Raw genomic sequence first — 21387 nt, 5'->3', positions numbered from 1 at the left:
ATGCGTGATTTCAAGTCGGTCTAGCGGCCGCTGCGGGGGTGGCTGCGCTCGTAAACCTCAAGCAACCGGGCCGTATCGACCGCCGTGTAGGCCTGTGTTGTCGACAGGGATGCATGGCCCAGAAGCTCCTGAATGGCCCGCAGATCACCACCCGCATTCAACAGATGGGTCGCAAAGCTGTGGCGCATCGCGTGGGGTGTCGCGGTCGCCGGAAGGCCCAGTTGCAGCCGCACGTTTTCAATCAATTTTTGTACCGCACGTGCGTTCAGCGCACCCCCGCGTATGCCGCGAAAAACCGGGGCATCGTCGGCTTGCGGATGCGGGCAAAGCTTTAGATATTGCACCATTGCATCCCTAACCGCCGGAATGACGGGGACGACACGTTCCTTGCCCCCCTTACCCACAATCCGGAGTGTCTCTGTCAGCGGCAGGTCGCTGCCTTTTAGCCCCAATGCTTCGGAAATGCGCAGCCCGCAGCCATACAGCAACGTGACAACTGCCTGATCACGGGCACCCACCCAGGGGTTATCACTTTGATATTCAACAGTTTCGAGCACATCTTGAGCGGCGTCCGCAGACAATGGACGGGGCAGCTTACGTTGAAACTTTGGTGATCGAGTGGCCAGCACAGCGGTGGGTTCAAACCCTTCGCGCTCTGAAAGCCACCGGTAGAAACTTTTGACGGCCGATAGTTTGCGCGCCAATGATCGTGGCCCCACGTCCTGACCGCGCACCGAGGCCATCCAACTGCGCATATCACTCACCGTCACCCGCGCCAGCGCGCGCAGCCCTTGGGTTTCGCCCTTGTGTGCGGTCATGAAAGTCAGGAAACCGGCCACGTCGCGCCCATAGGCCTCAATCGTGTTCTCAGCAGCACCGCCAAGTGCTTTGCGCGCGTCCAGCCAGCCCTGCAACGCATCACGGGCGGCCGGGGAGATCATGAAAGCCAGCGGCGCATTGCCCGTTCAAAAACACCCGCAAAAAACGCCAACAGGTCCGTGCCATGCTGAGGTGTGAACTGATGCGGGTCTTCCGAACCAAGCGCCAGCATGCCAGGCAACCGGCCTTCGCCAAAATCCAGAAGTAGACAGGCCTCTGAGCGCACGAATTCAGCATCACGGCCATAGATGCGCATGTCACCCTCATGGATTTGCCGCAACGTGACCTGCCGCGTTGCAGCCGAGCGTCCGTGGTTGAGATACTCGTCCACAAAGCCCGGCTCCGCCACGGTCAAGACATCACCGAGCTTTTTGACAGCCGGGTCGCTCTCATCCTGAACAGTTTCCAGCACGAGGCGGATCGTATCGACCCGCAGAATGTTGGCAACTTCACCACCGAGGTCCATCAGAAAGGATTCGAATTCCACAGGATCAAGCATCCGCAGCACAGCGCGGTGCACTTGGTTGGTCCCGGCAAGGTTTTCATAGGCGGCTGCGATGACACTGCGATGGGTGTCTTCAAGGCGGTCCAGACGCGCTTCGAGACGTTTCATCGCGATGCCGCGCAGATCGACGATATTATCGCCCATTGCGCGTTCATTCGCCGAGATCAGGACACGCATAAGGTCTTGATCTTCCAAAATAACATCAGGCTGCGCGATGATATGTTCGCGCAGAGATTCTTCAATCTCGGGCTTGCTACTCATTAAATGCCTCGGTCTTTTTTGCCCTTATACCATGAGATTACAGGATTTGCTGCCCTGTTTTTTCCCAATCTGCCAAAAATGCATCCAATCCTTTGTCGGTCAGCACATGGTTCGCCATCTGCTTGATCACCTTGGGGGGCGCGGTCATCACATCGGCGCCGATCATGGCGGATTGGTACGCGTGGTTCACCGTGCGGATTGAGGCGGCAAGGATCTGCGTCTCGTAGCCGTAATTGTCATAGATCTGGCGAATGTCCGAGATTAGCTCCATGCCATCCAGATTGATGTCATCCAAACGGCCGATGAAGGGGCTGATAAACGTGGCCCCCGCCTTGGCGGCCAAAAGCGCCTGATTGGCCGAGAAGCACAGCGTGACATTCACCATATTGCCTTCGTTCGAGAGCACATTACACGCCTTGAGGCCCGCCCACGTGAGCGGCACTTTGACCGCGATATTATCCGCAATCTTGGCCAGTTTGCGCCCTTCGGCGATCATCGCATCCGCGTCCGTTGCCACAACTTCGGCACTTACCGGGCCTTCGACCATATCGGCGATTTCCCTGGTCACCTCCAGAATATCGCGACCTGATTTCATGATCAGCGACGGGTTGGTGGTCACACCGTCGACCATGCCAAGGTCATTCAGTTCGGCAATTTCATCGACTTCGGCGGTATCTACGAAAAATTTCATGTCAGGGATCCATATGCGCGGGTTGGAGTTTCATTCTCTAGCGTTTACCTCATACTGAGAAGTGCCGAAACCCCTGAACCGGAGCGTCTGTTGTCCGCTGATCTGCCCAGCTTTTTTGACCCCGGTACGCTGGTGGCCGTGCTGACCACGCAACCGTTGGGCGGCACTCTGGACTACAAGGCGCCCGAAGGCGGCTGTCACCTGGGCGCGTTTGTCGAAGTCCCGCTTGGGCCGCGGAAATTGCCCGGGGTTGTCTGGGGGCCGGGGATTGGTGGGTTCGACCTCTCGAAGGCACGTAGCATTCTGCAGGTGCTGGACGTGGCCCCGATGCGGTTCGAGATGCAGGAGTTTCTGCGCCGCGCGGCGGATTATACGCTCACACCGATGCCCGCGATGCTGCGGCTGGCCACGCGTGCCCCGGGGTTGAGCAACCCGCCTTCGATGCAGAAAATCTACCGTCTTGGCCACGGTCAACCGGACCGTGCCACGGATGCGCGCCGACGGGTGATTGAGACGCTGGAAGGGATTGGCGGGCTATCGTTCACGCTCAAGGAATTGGCGGAACAGGCGGGTGTGTCCAGTTCGGTCATAAAGGGGCTGGTCAAGCAAGGCGTTGTCCGGGAAGAAGCGACGCCACGTGATGCACCTTACCCACGGCTTGATCCGACACTGGCCAGCAAGGATCTGACCGAAGATCAGAGCACTGCGGCCAATACATTGATATCAAGCGTAAAATCAGGCGATTACGGTACAACTCTTTTGCGTGGCGTGACCGGTTCTGGCAAGACCGAAGTCTATCTGGAAGCCGTTGCAGAAACACTCCGGCAGGGCCGTCAGGCATTGGTTTTACTACCTGAAATCGCGCTGACCGCCGAGTTTTTGACCCGGTTCGCCGCACGGTTCGGCGCGCCTCCTGCCGAATGGCATTCGGGCGTGACCATGACGGAAAGACGTCGGGCGTGGAAAATGGTCGGCCAAGGCGCGGCCCAGGTGGTGGTCGGCGCGCGGTCCGCGTTGTTTCTGCCCTTCCAGAATCTGGGTCTGATCGTTGTCGATGAAGAACACGACACATCCTACAAGCAAGAGGATGGCGTGCTGTATAATGCGCGTGACATGGCCGTTTTGCGCGCATCGATCTGCGGTGCGCAGGTCGTTTTGGCCTCCGCCACGCCCAGCCTTGAGACATGGACCAATGCCGAGGCGGGCAAATACACGCGGCTGGAGCTGGCATCCCGATTTGGCAAGGCGGTGATGCCCGATATCCGGCCCATCGACATGCGCTCTGAGGCCTTGCCCGCCTCCCGTTGGATTTCGCCGACCTTGCAACAGGCCGTCACCGCGCGGATCGCGAAGGGGGAACAAGCGCTTTTGTTCATCAACCGCCGTGGGTATGCGCCGATCACGCTCTGTCGGGCTTGCGGGCATCAGGTGGGGTGTGACCATTGCGATGCGCGTATGGTCGAACACCGTTTCCTCAAGCGATTGGTCTGCCATCAATGTGGCGAGACAAAACCCATGCCTCAGGCATGTCCGTCCTGCGAAGTCGAAGACAAACTGGCCGCTGTGGGTCCGGGCGTTGAACGCCTGACCGAGGAGGCAGCGGCCCTCTTTCCGGAAGCGCGGATCGCAACACTATCGTCGGACATGTTCGGATCCGCCCGCGCATTAAAGGCGCAAATTGAAGAGATCGCAGAGGGTGCAGCGGATATCATCATCGGCACGCAACTGGTGGCAAAAGGCCATAATTTTCCGTCTCTTACGTTGGTCGGTGTGATCGATGCGGATCTCGGATTGCAGGGTTCAGATCTGCGCGCCGCTGAACGGACGTTTCAATTGATGCGCCAGGTGGCCGGGCGCGCTGGACGGGGTGAAACCAAGGGCACGGCCCTGTTGCAGACGTTTCAACCTGAACACCCCGTCATCCGCGCCATTCTGTCGGGCGATGAAGAAGGGTTCTGGCGCGCCGAGGCCAGCGAGCGGCAACACGCGGGAGTGCCGCCCTTTGGCCGGATGGCCGGTATCATCCTATCATCTCCGGACATGCAGGAGGTGTTTGATCTGGGCAATGATCTGGCACGGCGCGACGCGCCCTTGCGAAGGATTGGCGCGCAAGTCTACGGCCCTGCCCCCGCCCCCATTGCGCGCATCCGAGGAAGGCACCGTGTGCGCCTTTTGGTAAAAGCGCCCAAGGGCGTTGCCTTACAAGGCGCCGTTGCGGATTGGATCGCGCAGGTCAAACCATCGAACCAGTTGCGCTTGAGTGTCGATATCGATCCGCAGAGCTTTTACTGACGGTCAGAAAACCGTCAGCGTTTCTTGCAAGAACGGATGCTGCCGGATCGCCGGAGCTACGATGCTGTCAGACAGAATTGGGCGCAGTGCGGCGGCAACCTTTTCCGGCATGTCCTGAAGGATATCCTTGCGCGCTGTCAGAGAAATGGTGCGCGACAACGGCTCAAACGGCAAGTCAAACACGTCGATCTGGTCTTCAAAGCGACGCGCCCGCATCAGGGCCAGCGGTGTCAGGATCGACCAGCCTGTGCCCTGGCCCACCAGAGCCAAAATCGCGTGATAGCTGTCCAGTTCAAAGCGGTGCGGCAGTGAGATGTTTTGGCGTGCCAGATGCGATGTGATCAGCCGGCCCATATAGTGGCGCTGTGTGTATTGAATGAGCGGCAAGCGTTTGAGTTGCCGCAAGACATCCTTCTCCGGGTTGATCACACCGCGTGGTGCGGCCACTACAAATCCTTCCCGTAGCAACGGGTGCACTTCGATCCAATCGGCCTCAATGCCCAATTCGGCGGCAACAATCACGTCCAGCGATCTGGCGTCCAGCTGGTCATAGAGATAGTGACTTGCCCCGGTTTCGAGCAAAAACTGGCAGCCTTTTAACTCACCGGCCATATGAGTTAGCAATCGCGGCGTCACGTCAGCTTCGAGGTCTTCGATCATCCCCAACCGAAATCGCGTTAACATCGACAGATCGGACATGGCCAGCTCGGCCCGCGCCTGTGCGGCTTCGTTCAAGATGGCCTGTGCGCGCCGGTGCATGATCTCCCCGGCCGGGGTCAGACGAATGGGCCGCGCGTTGCGTTGTAACAACGTGGCACCCACAGCGGATTCAAGATTTGTGAGTTGTTGACTGACCGCCGACGGGCTGGCGCCAAGCCTGCGTGCCGCCGCTGAAATAGAGCGCTCATCCGCCGCGGCCATGAACACTTCGATTCCCCAAAGGGTTATCCGGCCAGGGCTATCAACCATTGGTGCCTATTTGCTTAGTTTCGACAGCTTATTCTGCAGATCCGCCAGCTGCTTTTTGATCTCATCGAGGTTGTCGTCATCCGCGTCAGCTTCTGGCTCTTCGGTGGCAGCTGTTTCAGGCTGCGTGCCCATGCCGCCAAGACCGCTGGTCATCGCCTTCAAAAACGCTTCTTGCTGCGCGCGCATCGCTTCCATGCCCGGCATCCCCGCCAGCGGGTTTGCCTTTGTCATGTTCTCCATCATCTTGGATTGGCCTTCGCGCAACATCTCGAAACTGTTTTGGAGGAATTCCGGCACCATGCTTGTGGCATGGCTTGTGTAACTGCGTACCAGATCGTTCAGCACATTTATGGGCAGTACATTTTCGCCCCTGCTTTCGTGCTCTGCGATGATTTGCAACAGATACTGGCGGGTCAGGTCATCGCCCGATTTCAGATCGATGATCTGGACTTCGCGGCCGTCGCGTATGAACTCGGCAATGTCTTCGAGCGTCACGTAGTCGGACGTCTCGGTGTTGTACAGCCGTCGACTGGCATACCGCTTTATCAGCAACGGTTTATTGGTGTCAGCCAAGATGGGTACCTCCCCGAAATGCAGCGCTGCAGCATAGCTTATGCTAGTGCAGCACAAAAGAAAGAGCGAGCCGATCTGGCTCGCTCTCACTAGATGTACACGCCAGGGAGGAGGCGGTACGAAAAGCTGTCTTACTTAACAGTTGCGGCTTTCTTGGCAGCGGCTGTTACTTCGTCTGTCGCTTTTTTGACGGCTTTGGCTGCGTCTTCTTGCAGGTCTTTGCCAGCAGACATCAGCAACTCAACAGTTTCCATCTGAACTTTTTTCGCAACTTCAGCGAAGGCGGCCATGTTTTCGGCGGCAACTTCGGCGCTTGCAGAAGCGAAGTCTGTCATGGCTTTGGCGTAGTCGGCAGGCTCCGATTTCGCTTTGGTCATGTCGTTCAGTTTGGCCAATGTGTCTTTGGTCCATTTGTTCGAAATCTCAGCCGACTGCTCAGCAGCTGTCAGGGCAACGCCGGACAGTTTTTCGTTCAGAGCGGCTTGGTTCTTGAACGCGTCTTCCATTGCTTTTGTGTCAACGGGGAATGCGCCCATGATGTCTTTCATTACGGTGTTAATGTCTTGTGCTTTAGCCATTGTATTGTTCCTTGTGCCTTGGTGGGTCATCCCACCTTTTCTGCGTCTGCAAACAATATGCATGCTGCAGCGCAGCATTTCAAGTATTTTTTCTGCACTGCAGCAAAATAATTTGAAAAAGCACCTAAGGCATTGATTATAAATCGTTTGCTTTGCGTCTCACATAGGTTCCCGGCGCAGGACTCAGTGGTTGATAGGTCGAATCGCCAGGTTCTCTTGCCTTAACTTGGGCGCCTGAACGCTTTCGCAGCCATGTTTCCCACTGCGGCCACCATGAGCCTTCACTGTATTTGGCATTCTCCAGCCACTCGTCTGCAGACGTGCTCAGATCCGTGTTTGTGTAATGGCCGTATTTCTTTTTCGACGGGGGGTTCACAATGCCAGCAATATGACCGGATTCCGAGACCACAAACGTTTTGTCTTTCGCACCTGTCATCTGAAAGCCGCGATAACAATCCTTCCATGGGGCGATATGATCCGACTGGCATGTGACCGACATAAGCGGCACTTTCACATCTGAAATGTGAAGCTTTTCTCCCATCAGCTCTATGCCGTCTGTGACAAACTCATTGCTCTGGCACAGGCCCCGCAGGTAATCCATCGTCATTTTGGCGGGCAGGTTCGCCCCATCGCCATTCCAATAGAGCAGGTCAAACGCGGGCGGTGTCTCCCCCATCATGTAGCTTTTGATCGCGGGATTGTAGATCAGGTCATTAGAGCGCAGGAAGGACATCGTGCGCCCCATGATGAAAGACCGCAGGATGCCCTGTTCTTTCACTTCTTCTTCGATGCCATCGACAAAATCGTTCTGCAAAAACGGTAAAAACTCTCCCTGCTCCGAAAAATCTGTCAGTGACGTGAAGAACGTCGCTGATTTGACACTCTTGTCTCCACGCTTGGCCATCAACGCCAAGGTCAAATGCAATGTTGTGCCGGCAATACAATAGCCAACTGCATTCACCTGCTTTTGTTTGGTGATGTCTTTGGCAACGCTGATGGCCTTTAAAAACCCGTCTTCAATGTAATCTTCCATGTCGACATCGGCATAGGTCGGGTCCGGATTGACCCAGGAAACGACAAAGAGCGTGTATCCCTGATCGGTGATCCACCGGATCATGCTGTTTTGCTCTTTCATATCCAGAATATAGAATTTGTTGATCCATGGCGGGAAGATCACCAGAGGAATGGCATGTACCTTTTCGGTGCTTGGGGTGTACTGGATCAGCTCCATCATCTTATTGCGAAAAACCACCTCTCCGGGCGCGGTCGCAATGTTTTCGCCCAGTTCAAAGGCCTTTTCATCGGCCAGGCGCACGACCAGTTCGCCACGGTTCGCTTCCAGATCCGCCACGAGGTTCTCCAGACCTTTGACCAGCGACTCACCTTCCGTCTCCACGGCCCGTTCCAAAGCATCAGGGTTCGTGCCCAGAAAATTCGTTGGCGACATCATATCGATGATCTGGCGCGAAAAATAAGCCAATCGTTGCTGGTCACGGGCATCGAGGTCATCGGCCTCTTCGACCGCCTTCGCGATCGCATCCGCGTTCAGCAGGTATTGTTCTTTGACGTATTTGAAATACGGGTTGGTTTCCCAAAGCGGGTTGGCAAAGCGTTTGTCGGTAACAGGCGTTTTTTCTGCACCTGCGTCCGCATCCATGCCGCCTTGCAGCAATAATTGTTGCGCATCAATGTAGTGACGCACGGATTTGCCCCAGAACTCCAACTGGTTCTCAAACAGTTTTCCGGGGTTCTCAAACATTTCCGACCAATAGGACGTCGCCGCTTTGGCAAATAAATCAGGGGCCGGGCCGCCTAGTGACGGGTTCGCCGGATTACGGTCAGAAAAAGCGTTAACCAACCGCTTCGAAAGCATTTCAACTTTGGCAAGGTTTTCGTTCAATTTGTCGATATCCACGGCTGCGACATCCTCTTGCGTTGCCATATTGAAAGAATCCTTCTAGAATTTCTGCTATGCAGCATAGCGTAGCATTGCGGGAGGGGCAGTGCGACGAATTAAACCGGGTAGCTGCCCCAAGGAGAACAAGATGCGCTATATGGCCACGTACGACCTGATGGAAACCCTCCGGAATTCAAATCAATGGTGGGGGGCGACGGCCCTATCCTTGGCATCTTATCCGGTTTTCAGCCTTGCGCCAAATCCGGCCATGCAATGGATGGCCGCATGGGGTGAAGTGACGGAGCGCACCTTCCAGCGTATGGTGACCAAACCCGACTGGGGCATTGAAAGCATCACCGGTGAGGATGGGCGCGACCATCTGATCAATGTTGAGACTGTCGTAAGTCGGCCCTTTGGGGACCTGATCCATTTCAATGTGGCGGGCCGTGCCGAGATGGCGCGCCGGGTTTTGCTGGTTGCTCCGATGTCTGGCCACTATGCGACCCTCCTGCGATCAACGGTCCGGTCACTGTTGCCAGATTGCGAGGTTTTCGTGACCGATTGGCACAATGCCCGTGATATTCCGGTCTCGGCGGGTAAGTTTGATGTCGAAGATTATACGCTCTATCTTGTCGATTTTATGAAGGAGCTCGGATCAGACCTGCACGTGATTGCGGTGTGCCAGCCTGCGCCGCTTGCATTGGCAGCTACGGCATATCTGGCCGAACAGGACCCTGATGCGCAACCCCGGTCGATGACCCTGATCGGAGGACCTATCGATCCTGATGCCACGCCCACAGACGTCACTGATTTTGGGCGCCGCGTCACAATGGGTCAGCTTGAGGAAACCATGATCCAACGGGTCGGATTCAAATATCCGGGCGTGGGGCGGATGGTGTATCCGGGGCTTTTGCAACTGGCGTCGTTCATGTCGATGAACAGCGAACGCCACATGAAGGCGTTCACGGATCAAATCTCGCGCGTGGCGCAAGGCCATGCCAGTGACCATGACGCGCATAACAAGTTCTACGATGAATATCTGGCGGTCATGGACATGCCTGCCGAGTTTTACCTCTCAACAGTAGAGCGCATTTTCAAAGGCCTCGAAGTGGCACGCAACCGTTTCACGGTGAACGGCCACAGAGTAGATATGGGAAAGATCACCCGCGTTGCGGTTAAAACCGTCGAAGGCGGCAAGGATGACATTTCCGCGCCCGGCCAGTGCATTGCAGCACTTGATCTGTGCACAAGCCTGCCTGACAACAAAAAGGCCAGCTATGTTGAGCCTGACGCAGGTCACTATGGCATCTTTGCGGGCCGCAGCTGGCGCAACAATATCCGGCCGTTGGTGCTCGACTTCATCGATGCCAACAGCGACGCGCCGGAACCGCGTAACCGCACATCGCCGCGCAAGAAGAACAAGACCAAGACGTCAAAAGCAGCCAATAAAAACGCGGCCTAATCGCAGATCTACGTGTCTGCGCGCGTGTGCAGGACAAAAGGCTGCTTCAGCCAGCTGTGCAGTGCATCGTTTGTGCCACGGGGATGTTCAAGCGTTGGCATATGGCCGGCGCCTTCGATGACCGACAGCTCGGCATAGGGCACCAGTTCAGCCATCAAACTGTGGCGCTTTACCGGTGTTGTGGCATCCTGATCACCGCACATGACCAGCGCTGGCGCCTTGCAACGTCGTAAAACGGATTGGTAATCGCGGCGACGCTGCAGCGCCCGTATCTGGCGAATGATCGCTTCAGGACCCATGTCGCGCGCCATATCCAATACTTCCGAGAGGACCTGACTGCGTCCCGGCCCTGCCCCGATCCGTTCTGGCGGCAGCAAGGCGTTGACCGCCTCTTCCAGGCGACCGGCGCGCAATTTGATGATCATTGGTTCGTATTCGGCCGCGCTTTGCGGTGTTTCAGCCAGCGAATTTGCATTGATCAATGCAATCCGAGTGATCCGGTCCGGTGCGCGGCGCAGCATTTCCATTGCCACGATGCCGCCCATCGACGCGCCCACCAAGGCAAATTTCGGCGGGACACGATCCAGAATATTTGACGCAATTTCCTCGATACGCTCTCCCATGGTAATCGGCGCCACGGTGACCGTGCGGCTGCGGCCAAACTCCAGCAGTTGCATTGCAAAAAGGCGCAGATCGCACATCATGCCCGGCAAGAACACCACTGGGTTTTCCATCTTCTAGCGTCCTCAATTTTTTGGCGTAGCGCCTGATTTGCCTCACGCCAACTTGCCACAGACGCGACAGAGGTCAACACTCGGTGTTTTAGGTGCGCGCCAAAACGTCTTCGACAGACCGTTCAATAAGCGCAAGGCAGTCTGCATCCGAAAACCGGTGGTCCGCGCCATCCACAAGCGTCAGGCGCATATCAGGACCCTCGGCATGATCCAACAGGCGCAATGCCACCGACATATCTACATCCGCATCCGCAGTGCCCTGCAAGAAACGTGTCGGGAAAGGCAAAGCAAGCGGATCGCGCAGAACCAGTTTCCTCCGCCCTTCTTCGATCAAACGCTTGGTGATGATGTAAGGCTCACCATAGTCACTTGGTAGGGCCACCTGCCCCTCGGCCTCCAACGCTTTCCTTTGGTCCGCATTGAAGCCCGACCACATTGAATCTTCAGTGAAATCCGGGGCGGCGGCAATGGTGACGAGACCCGCCACACGTTCAGGTATCCGGCGTGCACAGAGCAACGAAATCCACCCACCCATAGAGGAGCCAACAAGAATTTGCCGACCTTCGGTCAACGCCTCGATTGCACTTACCGCATCTTCGGCCCAATCGCCGATCGCCCCATCGGTAAATGCGCCGGATGACTGACCGTGGCCTGAATAATCGAACCGCAGGAAGGCGCGGTTGTTGCGGGCTGACCATTCTTGCAGGTGCAGTGCCTTCGTGCCCTGCATGTCAGACTTGAACCCGCCCAAGAACACCACACCCGGGTTTTGCCCCGGTGTTTTGTGGTAGGCGATTTCCCGCCCTTGCGGCGTCGTTAGAAATTCTGTCCGGGTCATGTAGAGCGCCCTTCTTGCTGGATTGTGTTCCAGCGAGTTGGCCGCATCACACGTGGAGTTTCAAGCCGTCATAGTGGCAAAAAACGATCAAATGTCGGGAAAGTCTTTAACTGATCGACCCAAGCGTGGATTCGATACGCCCAAGCAATCCATCGCGTCCTTTGGTGACGCCCGCCCAGTAAGGACGCTCTGTCATGCTGGTTTCCTGCCAGGTTATCTGACGGGAAGAACTATCATCGCTTTCGCCCTGGCTTACCTGCTCGCCTTTTGCCGGTTCACCAAATTGGACCATGCTACCCATTTTGTGGCTCCTGATGCCTCATAACGCTTCACCCGCGCCTCTTTATGCCGCGCTGTAAATCACGTTAACCACAAAAATTTTATTTGGAAATATCTTTTTCTTTCAGGATGTTACAGTGAACAATCGCATACTTATGCGCACAAAGGCATACCATGTCATCAAAGCCAGATTGCATTTGGGTAAATCCCTTTCCGCAACAAAAAAGGGCCGGAAAAAATCCGACCCTCGTCAAAACTTTTTAGTTTTTATCCGCCGATATATGCGCCAGCACGGGGGCGGTAGAAGACCTTTTGGTTGTGCAGGCGGCCAAGCAACTCGTGGATTTGCCGCACTGTTTCATCCATGTCCTGCTCACAGTGAACGGCATTGTTGTCATTTGCTGCGCTTGAAATCAGTTGGCTGGACAGCTCTTTTTTTGAAGAGCGCAAAGCATCTTCGATCAATTCCATATCTTCAACTGACAATTCAAAATTCACATTATAAGCGGTCATTTCAAGCTCCCTACTGCTTTTCGAATGGCCTCATCTTTGGCGCTGATATGCAAGTAAGATAGGCACGATCCGACAGATGTCCACCAATTTTATCGTTGTGCGTCAATATGTTACGCTTCATACCGTGTACAATTGCACACCGAGTTTGGATGCCATTGCACACCCAACGGGAGTCCTCATGTTATATCAGCCTCTTGGCGGATTTAGGTGGTAGTGCCGGAATGCCTCAGGCGTCACAGTTCCGCGCGTTGTAATCGGGCCTGCTTGACTTGTTTTCGCAGTCGCGCCACACACGCCACACCGAAAATACCCGCAATCGGGCGTTCCGTGGGCGCCAAACTGACGAGGAGAGTCACACCGATGACCCAGATTTCCCTTACCCTTCCCGATGGCAATGCCCGTTCCTATGACGCTGGTGTCACACCGGCCGAGGTTGCCGCCGATATTTCGAATTCGCTGGCAAAGAAAGCGATCTCAGCGACCGTTGATGGACAGCACTGGGATTTGCAATGGCCGATCACGCAAGATGCAAACATCGCGCTTCATACGATGAAGGACGAGGCACAAGCCAATGAGCTGATCCGTCACGATCTGGCACATATCATGGCACGCGCCGTGCAGGATATTTGGCCTGATGTGAAGGTCACAATTGGGCCGGTCATCGAAAACGGCTGGTACTATGATTTTGACCGGTCTGAGCCGTTCACACCCGAAGACCTGGGTCTGATCGAAAAGAAGATGAAGGAGATCATCAATCTTCGCGATCCTGTCAAAACCGAAATTTGGGAACGGGCCCGTGCGGTCAAACACTACGAAGACAACGGAGAGCCGTTCAAGGTCGAGCTGATCGAAGCGATTCCCGGTGACGAACCCCTGCGGATGTATTGGCACGGGGACTGGCAGGACCTGTGCCGTGGCCCCCATCTGCAACATACAGGTCAGGTGCCCGCAGATGCCTTCAAACTGATGAGCGTCGCCGGTGCCTATTGGCGCGGGGACAGCAATCGCCAGATGCTGCAACGCATCTACGGCGTGGCCTTTACCAATAAGGATTTGCTGAAAAAGCACCTGCATATGCTTGAGGAAGCCGCCAAGCGCGACCACCGAAAGCTGGGACGTGAGATGGACCTCTTTCACATGCAGGAAGAGGCACCGGGGCAGATTTTCTGGCACCCGAATGGCTGGCGTATCTATACCACGTTGCAGGACTACATGCGGCGCATGCAAAACCTTGGCGGATATGTCGAGGTCAACACGCCGCAGGTTGTGGACCGGAAACTCTGGGAAGCCTCCGGGCATTGGGAAAAATATCAGGAAAACATGTTTATCGTCGAAGTTGACGAGGAACACGCCCGCGAAAAGGCGATCAACGCGCTCAAGCCGATGAATTGCCCCTGCCATGTGGAAATCTTCAAACAGGGCCTCAAATCGTATCGTGACCTGCCGCTTCGCATGGCGGAGTTCGGCTCTTGCGCGCGGTATGAGCCCTCAGGCGCCTTGCATGGCATCATGCGGGTGCGGGGATTCACGCAGGACGATGGGCATATTTTCTGCCGCGAAGACCAGATCGAGAGCGAAACCGCCGAGTTCATCCGTTTTCTGAGTCAGGTTTACAAGGATCTTGGGTTTGAGAGTTTCAGCGTCAAATTCTCTGATCGCCCGGACGTTCGTGCCGGATCGGATGAGGTTTGGGACAAGGCTGAAGAGGCGCTTTTGTCTGCAACACGCGCAGCGGGAATCGAGCCGGAATTGAACCCCGGCGAAGGTGCGTTTTACGGTCCGAAACTGGAATTCGTGCTGACCGATGCAATTGGCCGCGATTGGCAATGTGGTACGCACCAGGTTGATTTCGTGGTGCCCGACCGGCTGGATGCAAGCTATATCGGCGAGGATGGGGCCAAGCACCGCCCGGTCATGTTGCACCGCGCAACGCTTGGTTCTTTCGAACGGTTCATCGGTATCCTGATCGAAGAGCATGCAGGCAAACTGCCCTTTTGGCTGGCGCCGCGCCAGGTGGTTGTGGCCTCTATCATATCTGACGCCAATGAATACGTGGATCAGGTTGTGGCAACGCTACGTGCCGTGGGTATCCGCGCCGAGGCGGATTTGCGCAATGAAAAGATCAATTACAAAGTGCGCGAGCATTCGGTTGGAAAAGTGCCCGTCATCCTGGCCTGTGGCATGAAAGAGGTTGAAGAATGCACCGTTTCGGTACGCCGCTTGGGTGAAAAACAAACCAGCGTGCAGCCGCTTGATGCCTTCACCGCAACCTTGGCGCAAGAAGCTACGCCACCGGACCGCGTTTAGCCCGATCTGCGTTGCGAACTGGATCTGCAGCCTGCCCTTGTGCGGGCTGCAAACACGTTCAGCGTCCGTTAGAAATGCGACTTCGGCTCGTCTGGTTTGCCCGCAGCAATGGCGAGAACGCCACCGAGAACCGTGCAGCCGATTGGGAACATCGTGAAGACGTTGAAGCTGAAGGAATAGTACATCAGCCCGGCTGAGATCAGCATCAAGATACCGCCCCAAAGCGCCCGCGATGTGGCCATTGACCCTCCTGCAATCGCCAGGAGCGGTGACAGGAAACTGGCCGTTCGGATCAAACCGACATTGTCGACTTGTTCAGCAATACCTTCGATTTCGCCATAGCGTTCCACGACTTCCGTGTAGCCATAGCCGAAGAACCCCAAAATGATGGCGAGAACGCCCCCAATGATACCCAAAACCAACGCCGCGTTACGCATCTAACCCTCCGATTCACCCAACCCAGTTAACCATGTTTACGCACTTATCCAACTAATGCTGCCTGAACTTCCTTTGTCCATCCCAGAAAAAGCGCATCTCCTTTGGCAATCAAAGGCCGCTTCATGAGCGTCGGGTGGTCTGTCAACAGGTCAAGCGCGTCGCGGGTGCGCTCTGTCTCGTCCAATCCCCGCCAGGTTGTAGATCTCGTATTAACCAATGCGTCGCCAAATTGAGCATAGGCGGATTTCAGCACGTGTTCGGGAACGCCATCGGCACGGACATCACAGAGCTGCGCATCTGGAAGCAATTTCAATGCCTTACGACACGTATCACAATTTTTCAGGCCATATAGAACCACGGATTCCCCCCAACTTTTCCCGTTTCTTTACCGTTCATACACGTAAACGTCACGGGGTTTCCCTTGCTTTTTGCAAGCGCCGTGCAATCATCAAGGGTGTGGCGACGCGCGCTACATGGCCCGGCATATTCCCCGGGGACTTGAAAGTGAAGAAGGAGAAGCGGCATGCCAAATGGCACCGTGAAATGGTTCAATACCACAAAAGGCTTCGGGTTTATTGAGCCGGAAGATGGCGGCAAGGATGTGTTTGTGCACATCTCAGCGGTTGAACGCTCAGGCCTGACGGGTCTGGCAGACAATCAAAAGGTCTCTTTTGAACTGCAGGATGGACGCGACGGGCGCCAGATGGCAGGGGACCTCAAGTTGCTGTAAGCCTGAAAGGTTATTTTAGCTTTGAAAATCAAGGCCTTCGCCAAGGGACTTACCCTATGGCGCGGGCCACCATAACGCCCGCCCAGGCAGCCACCCCCGTCAGAACAGTCCCCCAGGTCAGGTCTACAAGCACCATCTGCCAGCTCCAGCCCTTGAGCGTGGCCAGATTGGTGAATTCGTAGGTGCCATACGCCATCGCCCCCAGAAGTGCCCCTGAAATCAACGCGTTGACTGGCGCGCCCTCCCGCAGAGCCGGAAGCGACGCAAACCAGACCACACCGCCGATATAGAAGAGGTAAAACACGATAGCGGCTGGGAGATTGAGGCTGTCGGCCAGCATGTCCGATATGTGCCGTTCAAAGACTGGTTTGATCACATTTTTCAACATGATCGCGTCAAGGCCCAGGAAAACCACAGCTGTGGTAAGGTATAGCGTCAGGATTTGCATGGGTGAGTGACCTTATTCAAAAACACTGAAGTTGATACGTTGGCGCGTGGAATACCGATCAATCATTGCGGCCGACGCGGCGCGGTTCAGCAGCCCGAGCGGCCCAGCATCATCACCCAGATATCACCCCGCCCCCGTACCAGCGCGAATTCCGTGACCTCGGCATTCAGCAAGTTGGCGCGGTGGCCGGTGGATGCCATCCATGCCGCCAGCACCTGCTGCACATCAAGATGCCCCTGGGCGATATTCTCGCTGATCACGCAAAACCGGTAATTCTGTGCGCGGGCGCGTGTGCCGATGGTTGATCCGTCAGAACCGGTATGGCTGAAAAATCCCTTGCGGATCATGTCCTTGGCATGGGTCTCCGCCGCGCGGGTCAATTTGCGATCCGGTTTGATGGCTTGGACGCCATGCTCGGCCCGGATGGCATTAACGGCCGCGGTGGCGGGCGCGCTGACGTTGTCCACCGCCTTTTTTGCCAAAGCGGGGTGGGCAAGAAACAGGGCGAGAGACAAGCAAAGAATGAAACGCATCTTGCGGCTCCGGAGTGTTTGACGAACCCTCTCGCATTTGTGGGTTCAGTTCAACACACAGCCGCGCGAGTGCCAGACCACATTGACGCAACAGAGGGCCGCGCCCGACCCGAGGCTGGCGCGTGGATGGGATATTGTGGCAGGGTCAGTGCGTTTCAGAGCAATGTCGGTTTGGGAGGCTAACGGTGCAATCGCGCCCGCCCATGGGGCGGGTCGGGCGCGGCCCGGCGATGCCGGCCGGGAAAGAGAAAAGCCTGATCGCTTTCTTTCGTGGAAACTAAACTCTCTCAGAAACCATTTGCAAAACTAACGCAGCAAAGCCAATCAGCAGCGGTATTGCCAAAAACCAGATGAAAATAGTGAACTTTGCCATACGATCGGTTTCTGTGAAATTTTGTGGTATCTCTTCTAAGATTTGCGTAAGCCCACTCATTTCACTTCTTAGCGACTCCAATGCATTGTGTTCTCGATCCAGCGCAGTTCTGACACGCTCTAGTAAAAGCTGGTTTCTCATCTCCACATCTTTTTCGCGAACTTGCTGCCCTTCTATTTCTCCAATCTTTTCCGCAACTTCTTCTAATCGGGTGTTTTCAGCCAACAATCTGTTTAATCGACGCTCTAAACCGGCAATAGTCGGTTCTGTAGATTTTGGAGCGCTCATAGCTCCAAGAGTGCCTTGGCTTACCTCATTGGACTTAAACCACTTGGTGTAGGCAATGTAGTCTCCCCACCAACTTACGGCCAACGAAACAATGCTAAAGCCGACAACTATTATAGCCGCTACTCTATAGGCCTCTAGAGACAAGTCACCTTGTAACAAAGGCCACTTGATTGGCCTTAGGTCATAACTATCGATAAAAACGACAACTGCCGAAACTATGGTTAACGTTCGCGCGGAAAACTGTGTCTGTCGACTTATCAGATCGTTGGCGCTGACCTTCACCCAATAACCCCTTCAAACTCCCGCCATTCGCCTTTGCTCATGCCGGAGTTTTCCTGTGTGACGGCTTCGCCTTTCAGCATCCGGCGGACACAGTCGAGGGCGGTGGAGGAGAGCGTTGCCCCACCCATGCGGTAATCCTCGAACGCCTTGTAGGCAAATGGCACCCAGTCCGCTGTGATCTTGCAGATGGCGTCGGCATAGACGCGGATTTCATATTGGGCATGGGCGTCGGCGCGCAGGCGCAGGAAGTGCAGGAGGTTGTGCAGGTCCACCTTCCAGTACCATTGCGTATAGACGTTGGCAGGCAGGTTCATGCGCGCGAGTTCCCGGGCTAGGCCCTGCTGGCCGTCATCCGAGATCATTTCCTCGTAGTGGTCGTAGCAGCGCATCGCGTCTTCGGTCAGGTATTTCAACACGCGTTCGGCCTCGGCCCCGCTCAACGCCTCGCCCCGGCCCTGATTGTTGATCACTGATTGCGCGTTCAGCGCGTCCGGCGCGGGGATATAAAACTCGCGGTCCAGGATTGAATAGCGGGCGGAGTATTCGTTGACGTTGGCGGTGCGGTGGCGGATCCACTGGCGGGCGACGAATACCGGCAGTTTGACGTGCAGCTTGATTTCGCACATCTCGAAAGGGGTCGAATGCCAGTGGCGCATCAGGTAACGAATGAGCCCTTCGTCATTCTGCACCGATTTTGTGCCCTTGCCGTAGCTCACGCGCGCGGCCTGGGTGATGGCGTTGTCGTCGCCCATGTAGTCAATGACCCGGACAAAGCCGTGATCCAGCACGGGGTATGCGGTGTAAAGGTGCTGTTCCATGCCGGGCGCGGTGGCGCGAAGTGTCTGTGTGGGTGCGCTGCGCAGGTCGTCGATTTCGGCCTGCTGTTCGGGGCTAAGCGGCATGGGCAGTTTCCTTTTTCTGGCGAGCGACTCGGGTACCACTATATCTGGTGGGCGATGCTGAGGGTACAGACAATATCAAGGGATTTGGTCAGAGCAACCATTGTTTGGTTAATTCTGCGCGAGCTATGGGTGTCTGGGGTCGACATGAGGGCTGAGGCGGCTATCCTTTGATCGGTAAACGCGAAGGAGCGCTGTGATGAAAGTCAGGTATTTGCACACGATGGTTCGGGTCAAAGATCTTGAGGCGTCGGTTAAATTCTTTGAGCTGTTGGGGCTCAAGGAAACACGGCGATGGGACAACGAAGCCGGGCGATTCACGCTGGTTTTTCTGGCACCTGATGGGCAAGAAGAATGCCCGGTTGAGTTGACGTATAACTGGGATGGAGATGATGCATTGCCCAGTGACAGCCGGCATTTCGGTCATCTGGCCTACAGCGTCGGCAACATTTACGAGATGTGTCAGCATCTGCAGGACAATGGCGTGATCATTAATCGACCCCCGCGGGATGGCCGAATGGCGTTTGTGCGCAGCCCTGACAATATCTCTGTCGAATTGCTGCAGGAAGGCGACGCACTTCCCCCGGCCGAGCCCTGGGTCAGCATGGAGAGCACCGGGCATTGGTAAGAGCCGCGGTCATATTTTTCGCTGTTATGATCGCCGGCAGCGTTCAGGCGCAATGTCGTTTGGCATTGGCCTTGGCATTGGATGTATCATCATCGGTCGACGACGCTGAATATGACTTGCAGCGGCGTGGTCTGGCGGCTGCGTTGGATTCACCGGATGTTCGTCACGCCATATTGCGCGGTGCTTCGGGTGACGTCGCACTTGCGGTTTATGAGTGGAGCGGGCGCACCCAGCAAAAGCTACATTTGGATTGGCTGGCTTTGCGAAGCAGCGCGGATATCGATCGCGCCGTTGTGACACTGGCGGGAATGACGCGTAGCCATGACGAATTTCCCACTGCGCTCGGGCATGGCGTGGCCTATGGCGCGCTGCTTTTGAAACGGGCGCCGGATTGCATACGTCGCGTGATCGACGTTTCCGGCGACGGCCGCAACAACCACGGGTATGGGCCGCGCACAGCATATCGTCATTTTCCAATGGAAGGCGTGACTGTTAACGGGCTGGTCATTACCGGCGGGCCGGATGGCGTGCTGGAGTTTTACCACAGTCAGGTGAAACATGGCCCCGCGGCCTTTGTCGAAGTTGCCAATGGGTTTGATGATTTCGAAGCGGCCATGACGCGGAAACTCTACCGCGAAATCAGCGATTTGATTTTGGGCGAACCAAAGCAAACGACGGCTACGCCGGACCCTCGCGGATGATTTGGCGCGCGGCATTTCTGATATTTTTTAGCGCTTTAGGCAACGTCGCACACGCACAAGACAGGCAATGCCGCCAGGCCTTGGCATTGGGTCTTGATGTCTCCGGGTCTGTAGATGAGGATGAATATCGTCTTCAACTCGACGGGCTCGCCGCCGCGCTGTTGGACCCGCGTGTCAGGGAGGCCTTTCTGGCCATGCCGCGGGCTCCAATCGAATTGGCAATCTATGAGTGGAGCGGTTTGAACCAACAGCGGCTACTGGTCGATTGGACGCCGGTCATGGATGAAACTGTCCTAAAACTGATTTCGACCCGGTTGCGCGGGACCTTTGGCAGCTACACGGATCCTTCGACCGCTATTGGATCGGCGATGGTTTTTGGCGCGGGCCTCCTGCAGCGGCGCGAAAACTGTTGGCAGCGCACTTTGGACATATCAGGTGATGGGCCTGCGAATATCGGTCCTGCACCTGGTCTGATCCCAGATGCGGCTGTTGGCGGCATCACAATCAACGGGCTTGTTGTGGTGCCGAATTCGCGCGCCAACACGACGAAAAACCTGCGTAACGTGAAGACGCTTTTTGAATATTACGAAGCGCAAGTGATCCGAGGGCCAGGAGCGTTTGTGGAAGTGGCAGGAGATTTTGAAGACTTCCAAAATGCCATGACCCGCAAGCTCTTGCGTGAGCTTGCGGGCCTAACCGTGTCCCAGACCTCTCCGGACATCACATCCAAAGAGGCTTCACTGCCCTAGTATCAGTAGATGTAACGGATTTGGTCCGCCCAGTAGCGCTCGACCCGGCGCAAGGCTGTCGTGATCTGATCGATCCCGTCTTCGCCCAGTACGCCTTTGTTTTTCAGACCATCGGCATGACGTTCAAAAAGACCACCCACCACATCGCGGATGTTACGCCCTTTTTCGGTCAGGCGCACCCGAACCGAGCGGCGGTCAATTTCGCAACGCTGGTGGTGCATGTAGCCCATTTCGACCAGTTTCTTAAGGTTGTAGCTGACATTGCTGCCTTGGTAGTACCCGCGCGTTTTCAATTCACCGGCCGTGACCTCATGGTCACCGATATTGAAAAGCAACAGGGCCTGCACCGCGTTAATTTCCAGAACGCCGACGCGTTCAAATTCATCTTTGATGACATCCAGCAAAAGCCGGTGCAGGCGCTCTACCAGCGCCAGTGCATCCAGGTAGCAAGTCATAAATTCCTTGTTGCCAGCTGGCGTGGGGATCGGGGTTTGCACACTCATTATTTGTCTCCGTGACATACTGCTCGGAAACAGACAT

The 21387-nt window shown here is 55.8% G+C and carries 25 protein-coding genes; 7 read left to right on the top strand and 18 right to left on the bottom strand.

The window, feature by feature from the left end; genetic code table 11:
* Nucleotides 1–20 precede the first annotated feature (20 nt).
* From ACZ1HJ_RS09785 to fsa, 3 genes are read right to left on the bottom strand one after another with little or no spacing between them, the layout of a single operon-like run.
* On the bottom strand, nucleotides 21–941 hold the full coding sequence (locus ACZ1HJ_RS09785; protein ID WP_472722103.1) for a tyrosine recombinase XerC: 921 nt from the start codon (nucleotides 939–941) through the stop codon (nucleotides 21–23).
* On the bottom strand, nucleotides 938–1645 hold the full coding sequence (locus ACZ1HJ_RS09780) for a DUF484 family protein (protein WP_472722102.1): 708 nt from the start codon (nucleotides 1643–1645) through the stop codon (nucleotides 938–940). The genes ACZ1HJ_RS09785 and ACZ1HJ_RS09780 overlap by 4 nt, the downstream gene beginning before the upstream one ends.
* A 37-nt stretch (nucleotides 1646–1682) precedes the next feature.
* Nucleotides 1683–2336 (bottom strand): fructose-6-phosphate aldolase, encoded by a 654-nt coding sequence (gene fsa / locus ACZ1HJ_RS09775; protein WP_472722101.1) that lies wholly within the window; start codon nucleotides 2334–2336, stop codon nucleotides 1683–1685.
* Between the two features lie 90 nt (nucleotides 2337–2426).
* Between fsa and ACZ1HJ_RS09770 the strand changes: the two genes are divergently transcribed.
* Nucleotides 2427–4628 carry a primosomal protein N' gene (locus tag ACZ1HJ_RS09770; protein ID WP_472722100.1) on the top strand — a complete coding sequence of 734 codons (2202 nt, stop codon included), beginning with the start codon at nucleotides 2427–2429 and terminating at the stop codon, nucleotides 4626–4628.
* A gap of 3 nt (nucleotides 4629–4631) precedes the next feature.
* Here ACZ1HJ_RS09770 and ACZ1HJ_RS09765 read toward each other — a convergent pair whose 3' ends face one another.
* The 4 genes from ACZ1HJ_RS09765 to phaC all read right to left on the bottom strand — a co-directional run bounded on the left by ACZ1HJ_RS09765 (nucleotide 4632) and on the right by phaC (nucleotide 8690).
* Nucleotides 4632–5597, bottom strand: a complete 966-nt coding sequence (locus tag ACZ1HJ_RS09765; protein ID WP_472722099.1) for a LysR family transcriptional regulator — start codon at nucleotides 5595–5597, stop codon at nucleotides 4632–4634.
* Between the two features lie 6 nt (nucleotides 5598–5603).
* On the bottom strand, nucleotides 5604–6170 hold the full coding sequence (phaR, locus tag ACZ1HJ_RS09760) for a polyhydroxyalkanoate synthesis repressor PhaR (protein WP_472722098.1): 567 nt from the start codon (nucleotides 6168–6170) through the stop codon (nucleotides 5604–5606).
* Nucleotides 6171–6301: 131 nt separating this feature from the next.
* Complete coding sequence (locus ACZ1HJ_RS09755) at nucleotides 6302–6748, bottom strand: phasin family protein (RefSeq protein ID WP_472722097.1); 447 nt, start codon at nucleotides 6746–6748, stop codon at nucleotides 6302–6304.
* Nucleotides 6749–6884: 136 nt separating this feature from the next.
* Nucleotides 6885–8690: a class I poly(R)-hydroxyalkanoic acid synthase gene (gene phaC, locus ACZ1HJ_RS09750; RefSeq protein WP_472722096.1), complete on the bottom strand. Its 1806-nt coding sequence runs from the start codon at nucleotides 8688–8690 to the stop codon at nucleotides 6885–6887.
* 103 nt (nucleotides 8691–8793) lie between these two features.
* Here phaC and phaZ point away from each other — a divergent pair, with 103 nt between their 5' ends.
* A complete protein-coding gene (gene phaZ, locus ACZ1HJ_RS09745) occupies nucleotides 8794–10107 on the top strand; it encodes a polyhydroxyalkanoate depolymerase (RefSeq protein ID WP_472722095.1) in 1314 nt (437 codons plus the stop codon).
* Nucleotides 10108–10115: 8 nt separating this feature from the next.
* Here phaZ and ACZ1HJ_RS09740 read toward each other — a convergent pair whose 3' ends face one another.
* From ACZ1HJ_RS09740 to ACZ1HJ_RS09725, 4 genes are all read right to left on the bottom strand, one after another.
* Entirely contained in the window at nucleotides 10116–10841 is a 726-nt protein-coding gene (locus ACZ1HJ_RS09740) for an alpha/beta fold hydrolase (protein ID WP_472722094.1), read from the bottom strand.
* A gap of 88 nt (nucleotides 10842–10929) precedes the next feature.
* Nucleotides 10930–11679 (bottom strand): alpha/beta fold hydrolase, encoded by a 750-nt coding sequence (locus tag ACZ1HJ_RS09735; protein ID WP_472722093.1) that lies wholly within the window; start codon nucleotides 11677–11679, stop codon nucleotides 10930–10932.
* 106 nt (nucleotides 11680–11785) lie between these two features.
* Nucleotides 11786–11980 carry a hypothetical protein gene (locus ACZ1HJ_RS09730; RefSeq protein WP_472722092.1) on the bottom strand — a complete coding sequence of 65 codons (195 nt, stop codon included), beginning with the start codon at nucleotides 11978–11980 and terminating at the stop codon, nucleotides 11786–11788.
* Between the two features lie 245 nt (nucleotides 11981–12225).
* A complete protein-coding gene (locus ACZ1HJ_RS09725) occupies nucleotides 12226–12471 on the bottom strand; it encodes a hypothetical protein (protein ID WP_472722091.1) in 246 nt (81 codons plus the stop codon).
* Between the two features lie 360 nt (nucleotides 12472–12831).
* On the opposite strand from ACZ1HJ_RS09725, the gene thrS reads away from it, so the two are divergent.
* A complete protein-coding gene (gene thrS, locus ACZ1HJ_RS09720) occupies nucleotides 12832–14778 on the top strand; it encodes a threonine--tRNA ligase (protein WP_472722090.1) in 1947 nt (648 codons plus the stop codon).
* A gap of 68 nt (nucleotides 14779–14846) precedes the next feature.
* Here the strand turns inward: thrS and ACZ1HJ_RS09715 are convergent, their stop codons facing one another.
* The gene (locus ACZ1HJ_RS09715) at nucleotides 14847–15215 is read right to left on the bottom strand and encodes a hypothetical protein (protein ID WP_472722089.1); all 369 of its coding nucleotides are present in this window, start codon (nucleotides 15213–15215) and stop codon (nucleotides 14847–14849) included.
* A gap of 44 nt (nucleotides 15216–15259) precedes the next feature.
* Nucleotides 15260–15574, bottom strand: coding sequence for an arsenate reductase family protein (locus tag ACZ1HJ_RS09710; RefSeq protein ID WP_472722088.1), 315 nt, complete (start codon nucleotides 15572–15574; stop codon nucleotides 15260–15262).
* 165 nt (nucleotides 15575–15739) lie between these two features.
* On the opposite strand from ACZ1HJ_RS09710, the gene ACZ1HJ_RS09705 reads away from it, so the two are divergent.
* The gene (locus ACZ1HJ_RS09705; protein WP_306113661.1) at nucleotides 15740–15946 is read left to right on the top strand and encodes a cold-shock protein; all 207 of its coding nucleotides are present in this window, start codon (nucleotides 15740–15742) and stop codon (nucleotides 15944–15946) included.
* 49 nt (nucleotides 15947–15995) lie between these two features.
* Here the strand turns inward: ACZ1HJ_RS09705 and ACZ1HJ_RS09700 are convergent, their stop codons facing one another.
* The 4 genes from ACZ1HJ_RS09700 to thyX form a co-directional block, all read right to left on the bottom strand.
* Nucleotides 15996–16394, bottom strand: a complete 399-nt coding sequence (locus ACZ1HJ_RS09700; RefSeq protein WP_472722087.1) for a DUF2177 family protein — start codon at nucleotides 16392–16394, stop codon at nucleotides 15996–15998.
* An 86-nt stretch (nucleotides 16395–16480) separates the two neighbouring features.
* Nucleotides 16481–16927, bottom strand: a complete 447-nt coding sequence (locus ACZ1HJ_RS09695) for a CAP domain-containing protein (RefSeq protein ID WP_472722086.1) — start codon at nucleotides 16925–16927, stop codon at nucleotides 16481–16483.
* A 277-nt stretch (nucleotides 16928–17204) separates the two neighbouring features.
* Nucleotides 17205–17870, bottom strand: coding sequence for a hypothetical protein (locus tag ACZ1HJ_RS09690; protein ID WP_472722085.1), 666 nt, complete (start codon nucleotides 17868–17870; stop codon nucleotides 17205–17207).
* A complete protein-coding gene (gene thyX, locus ACZ1HJ_RS09685) occupies nucleotides 17867–18772 on the bottom strand; it encodes an FAD-dependent thymidylate synthase (protein ID WP_472722084.1) in 906 nt (301 codons plus the stop codon). Before thyX ends, ACZ1HJ_RS09690 begins: the two co-directional genes overlap by 4 nt.
* 196 nt (nucleotides 18773–18968) lie before the next feature.
* Between thyX and ACZ1HJ_RS09680 the strand changes: the two genes are divergently transcribed.
* From ACZ1HJ_RS09680 to ACZ1HJ_RS09670, 3 genes are read left to right on the top strand one after another with little or no spacing between them, the layout of a single operon-like run.
* Nucleotides 18969–19397, top strand: a complete 429-nt coding sequence (locus tag ACZ1HJ_RS09680) for a VOC family protein (RefSeq protein WP_472722083.1) — start codon at nucleotides 18969–18971, stop codon at nucleotides 19395–19397.
* The gene (locus ACZ1HJ_RS09675; RefSeq protein ID WP_472722082.1) at nucleotides 19391–20098 is read left to right on the top strand and encodes a DUF1194 domain-containing protein; all 708 of its coding nucleotides are present in this window, start codon (nucleotides 19391–19393) and stop codon (nucleotides 20096–20098) included. Before ACZ1HJ_RS09680 ends, ACZ1HJ_RS09675 begins: the two co-directional genes overlap by 7 nt.
* Complete coding sequence (locus tag ACZ1HJ_RS09670) at nucleotides 20095–20847, top strand: DUF1194 domain-containing protein (protein WP_472722081.1); 753 nt, start codon at nucleotides 20095–20097, stop codon at nucleotides 20845–20847. Before ACZ1HJ_RS09675 ends, ACZ1HJ_RS09670 begins: the two co-directional genes overlap by 4 nt.
* A 2-nt stretch (nucleotides 20848–20849) precedes the next feature.
* Here ACZ1HJ_RS09670 and ACZ1HJ_RS09665 read toward each other — a convergent pair whose 3' ends face one another.
* Nucleotides 20850–21350: a MarR family winged helix-turn-helix transcriptional regulator gene (locus tag ACZ1HJ_RS09665; RefSeq protein WP_472722080.1), complete on the bottom strand. Its 501-nt coding sequence runs from the start codon at nucleotides 21348–21350 to the stop codon at nucleotides 20850–20852.
* Nucleotides 21351–21387: the final 37 nt, after the last annotated feature.

It is taken from the genome of Roseovarius sp. JB2-10 (assembly GCF_055693585.1).
This window is presented reverse-complemented; position numbering and strand designations above follow the sequence as displayed.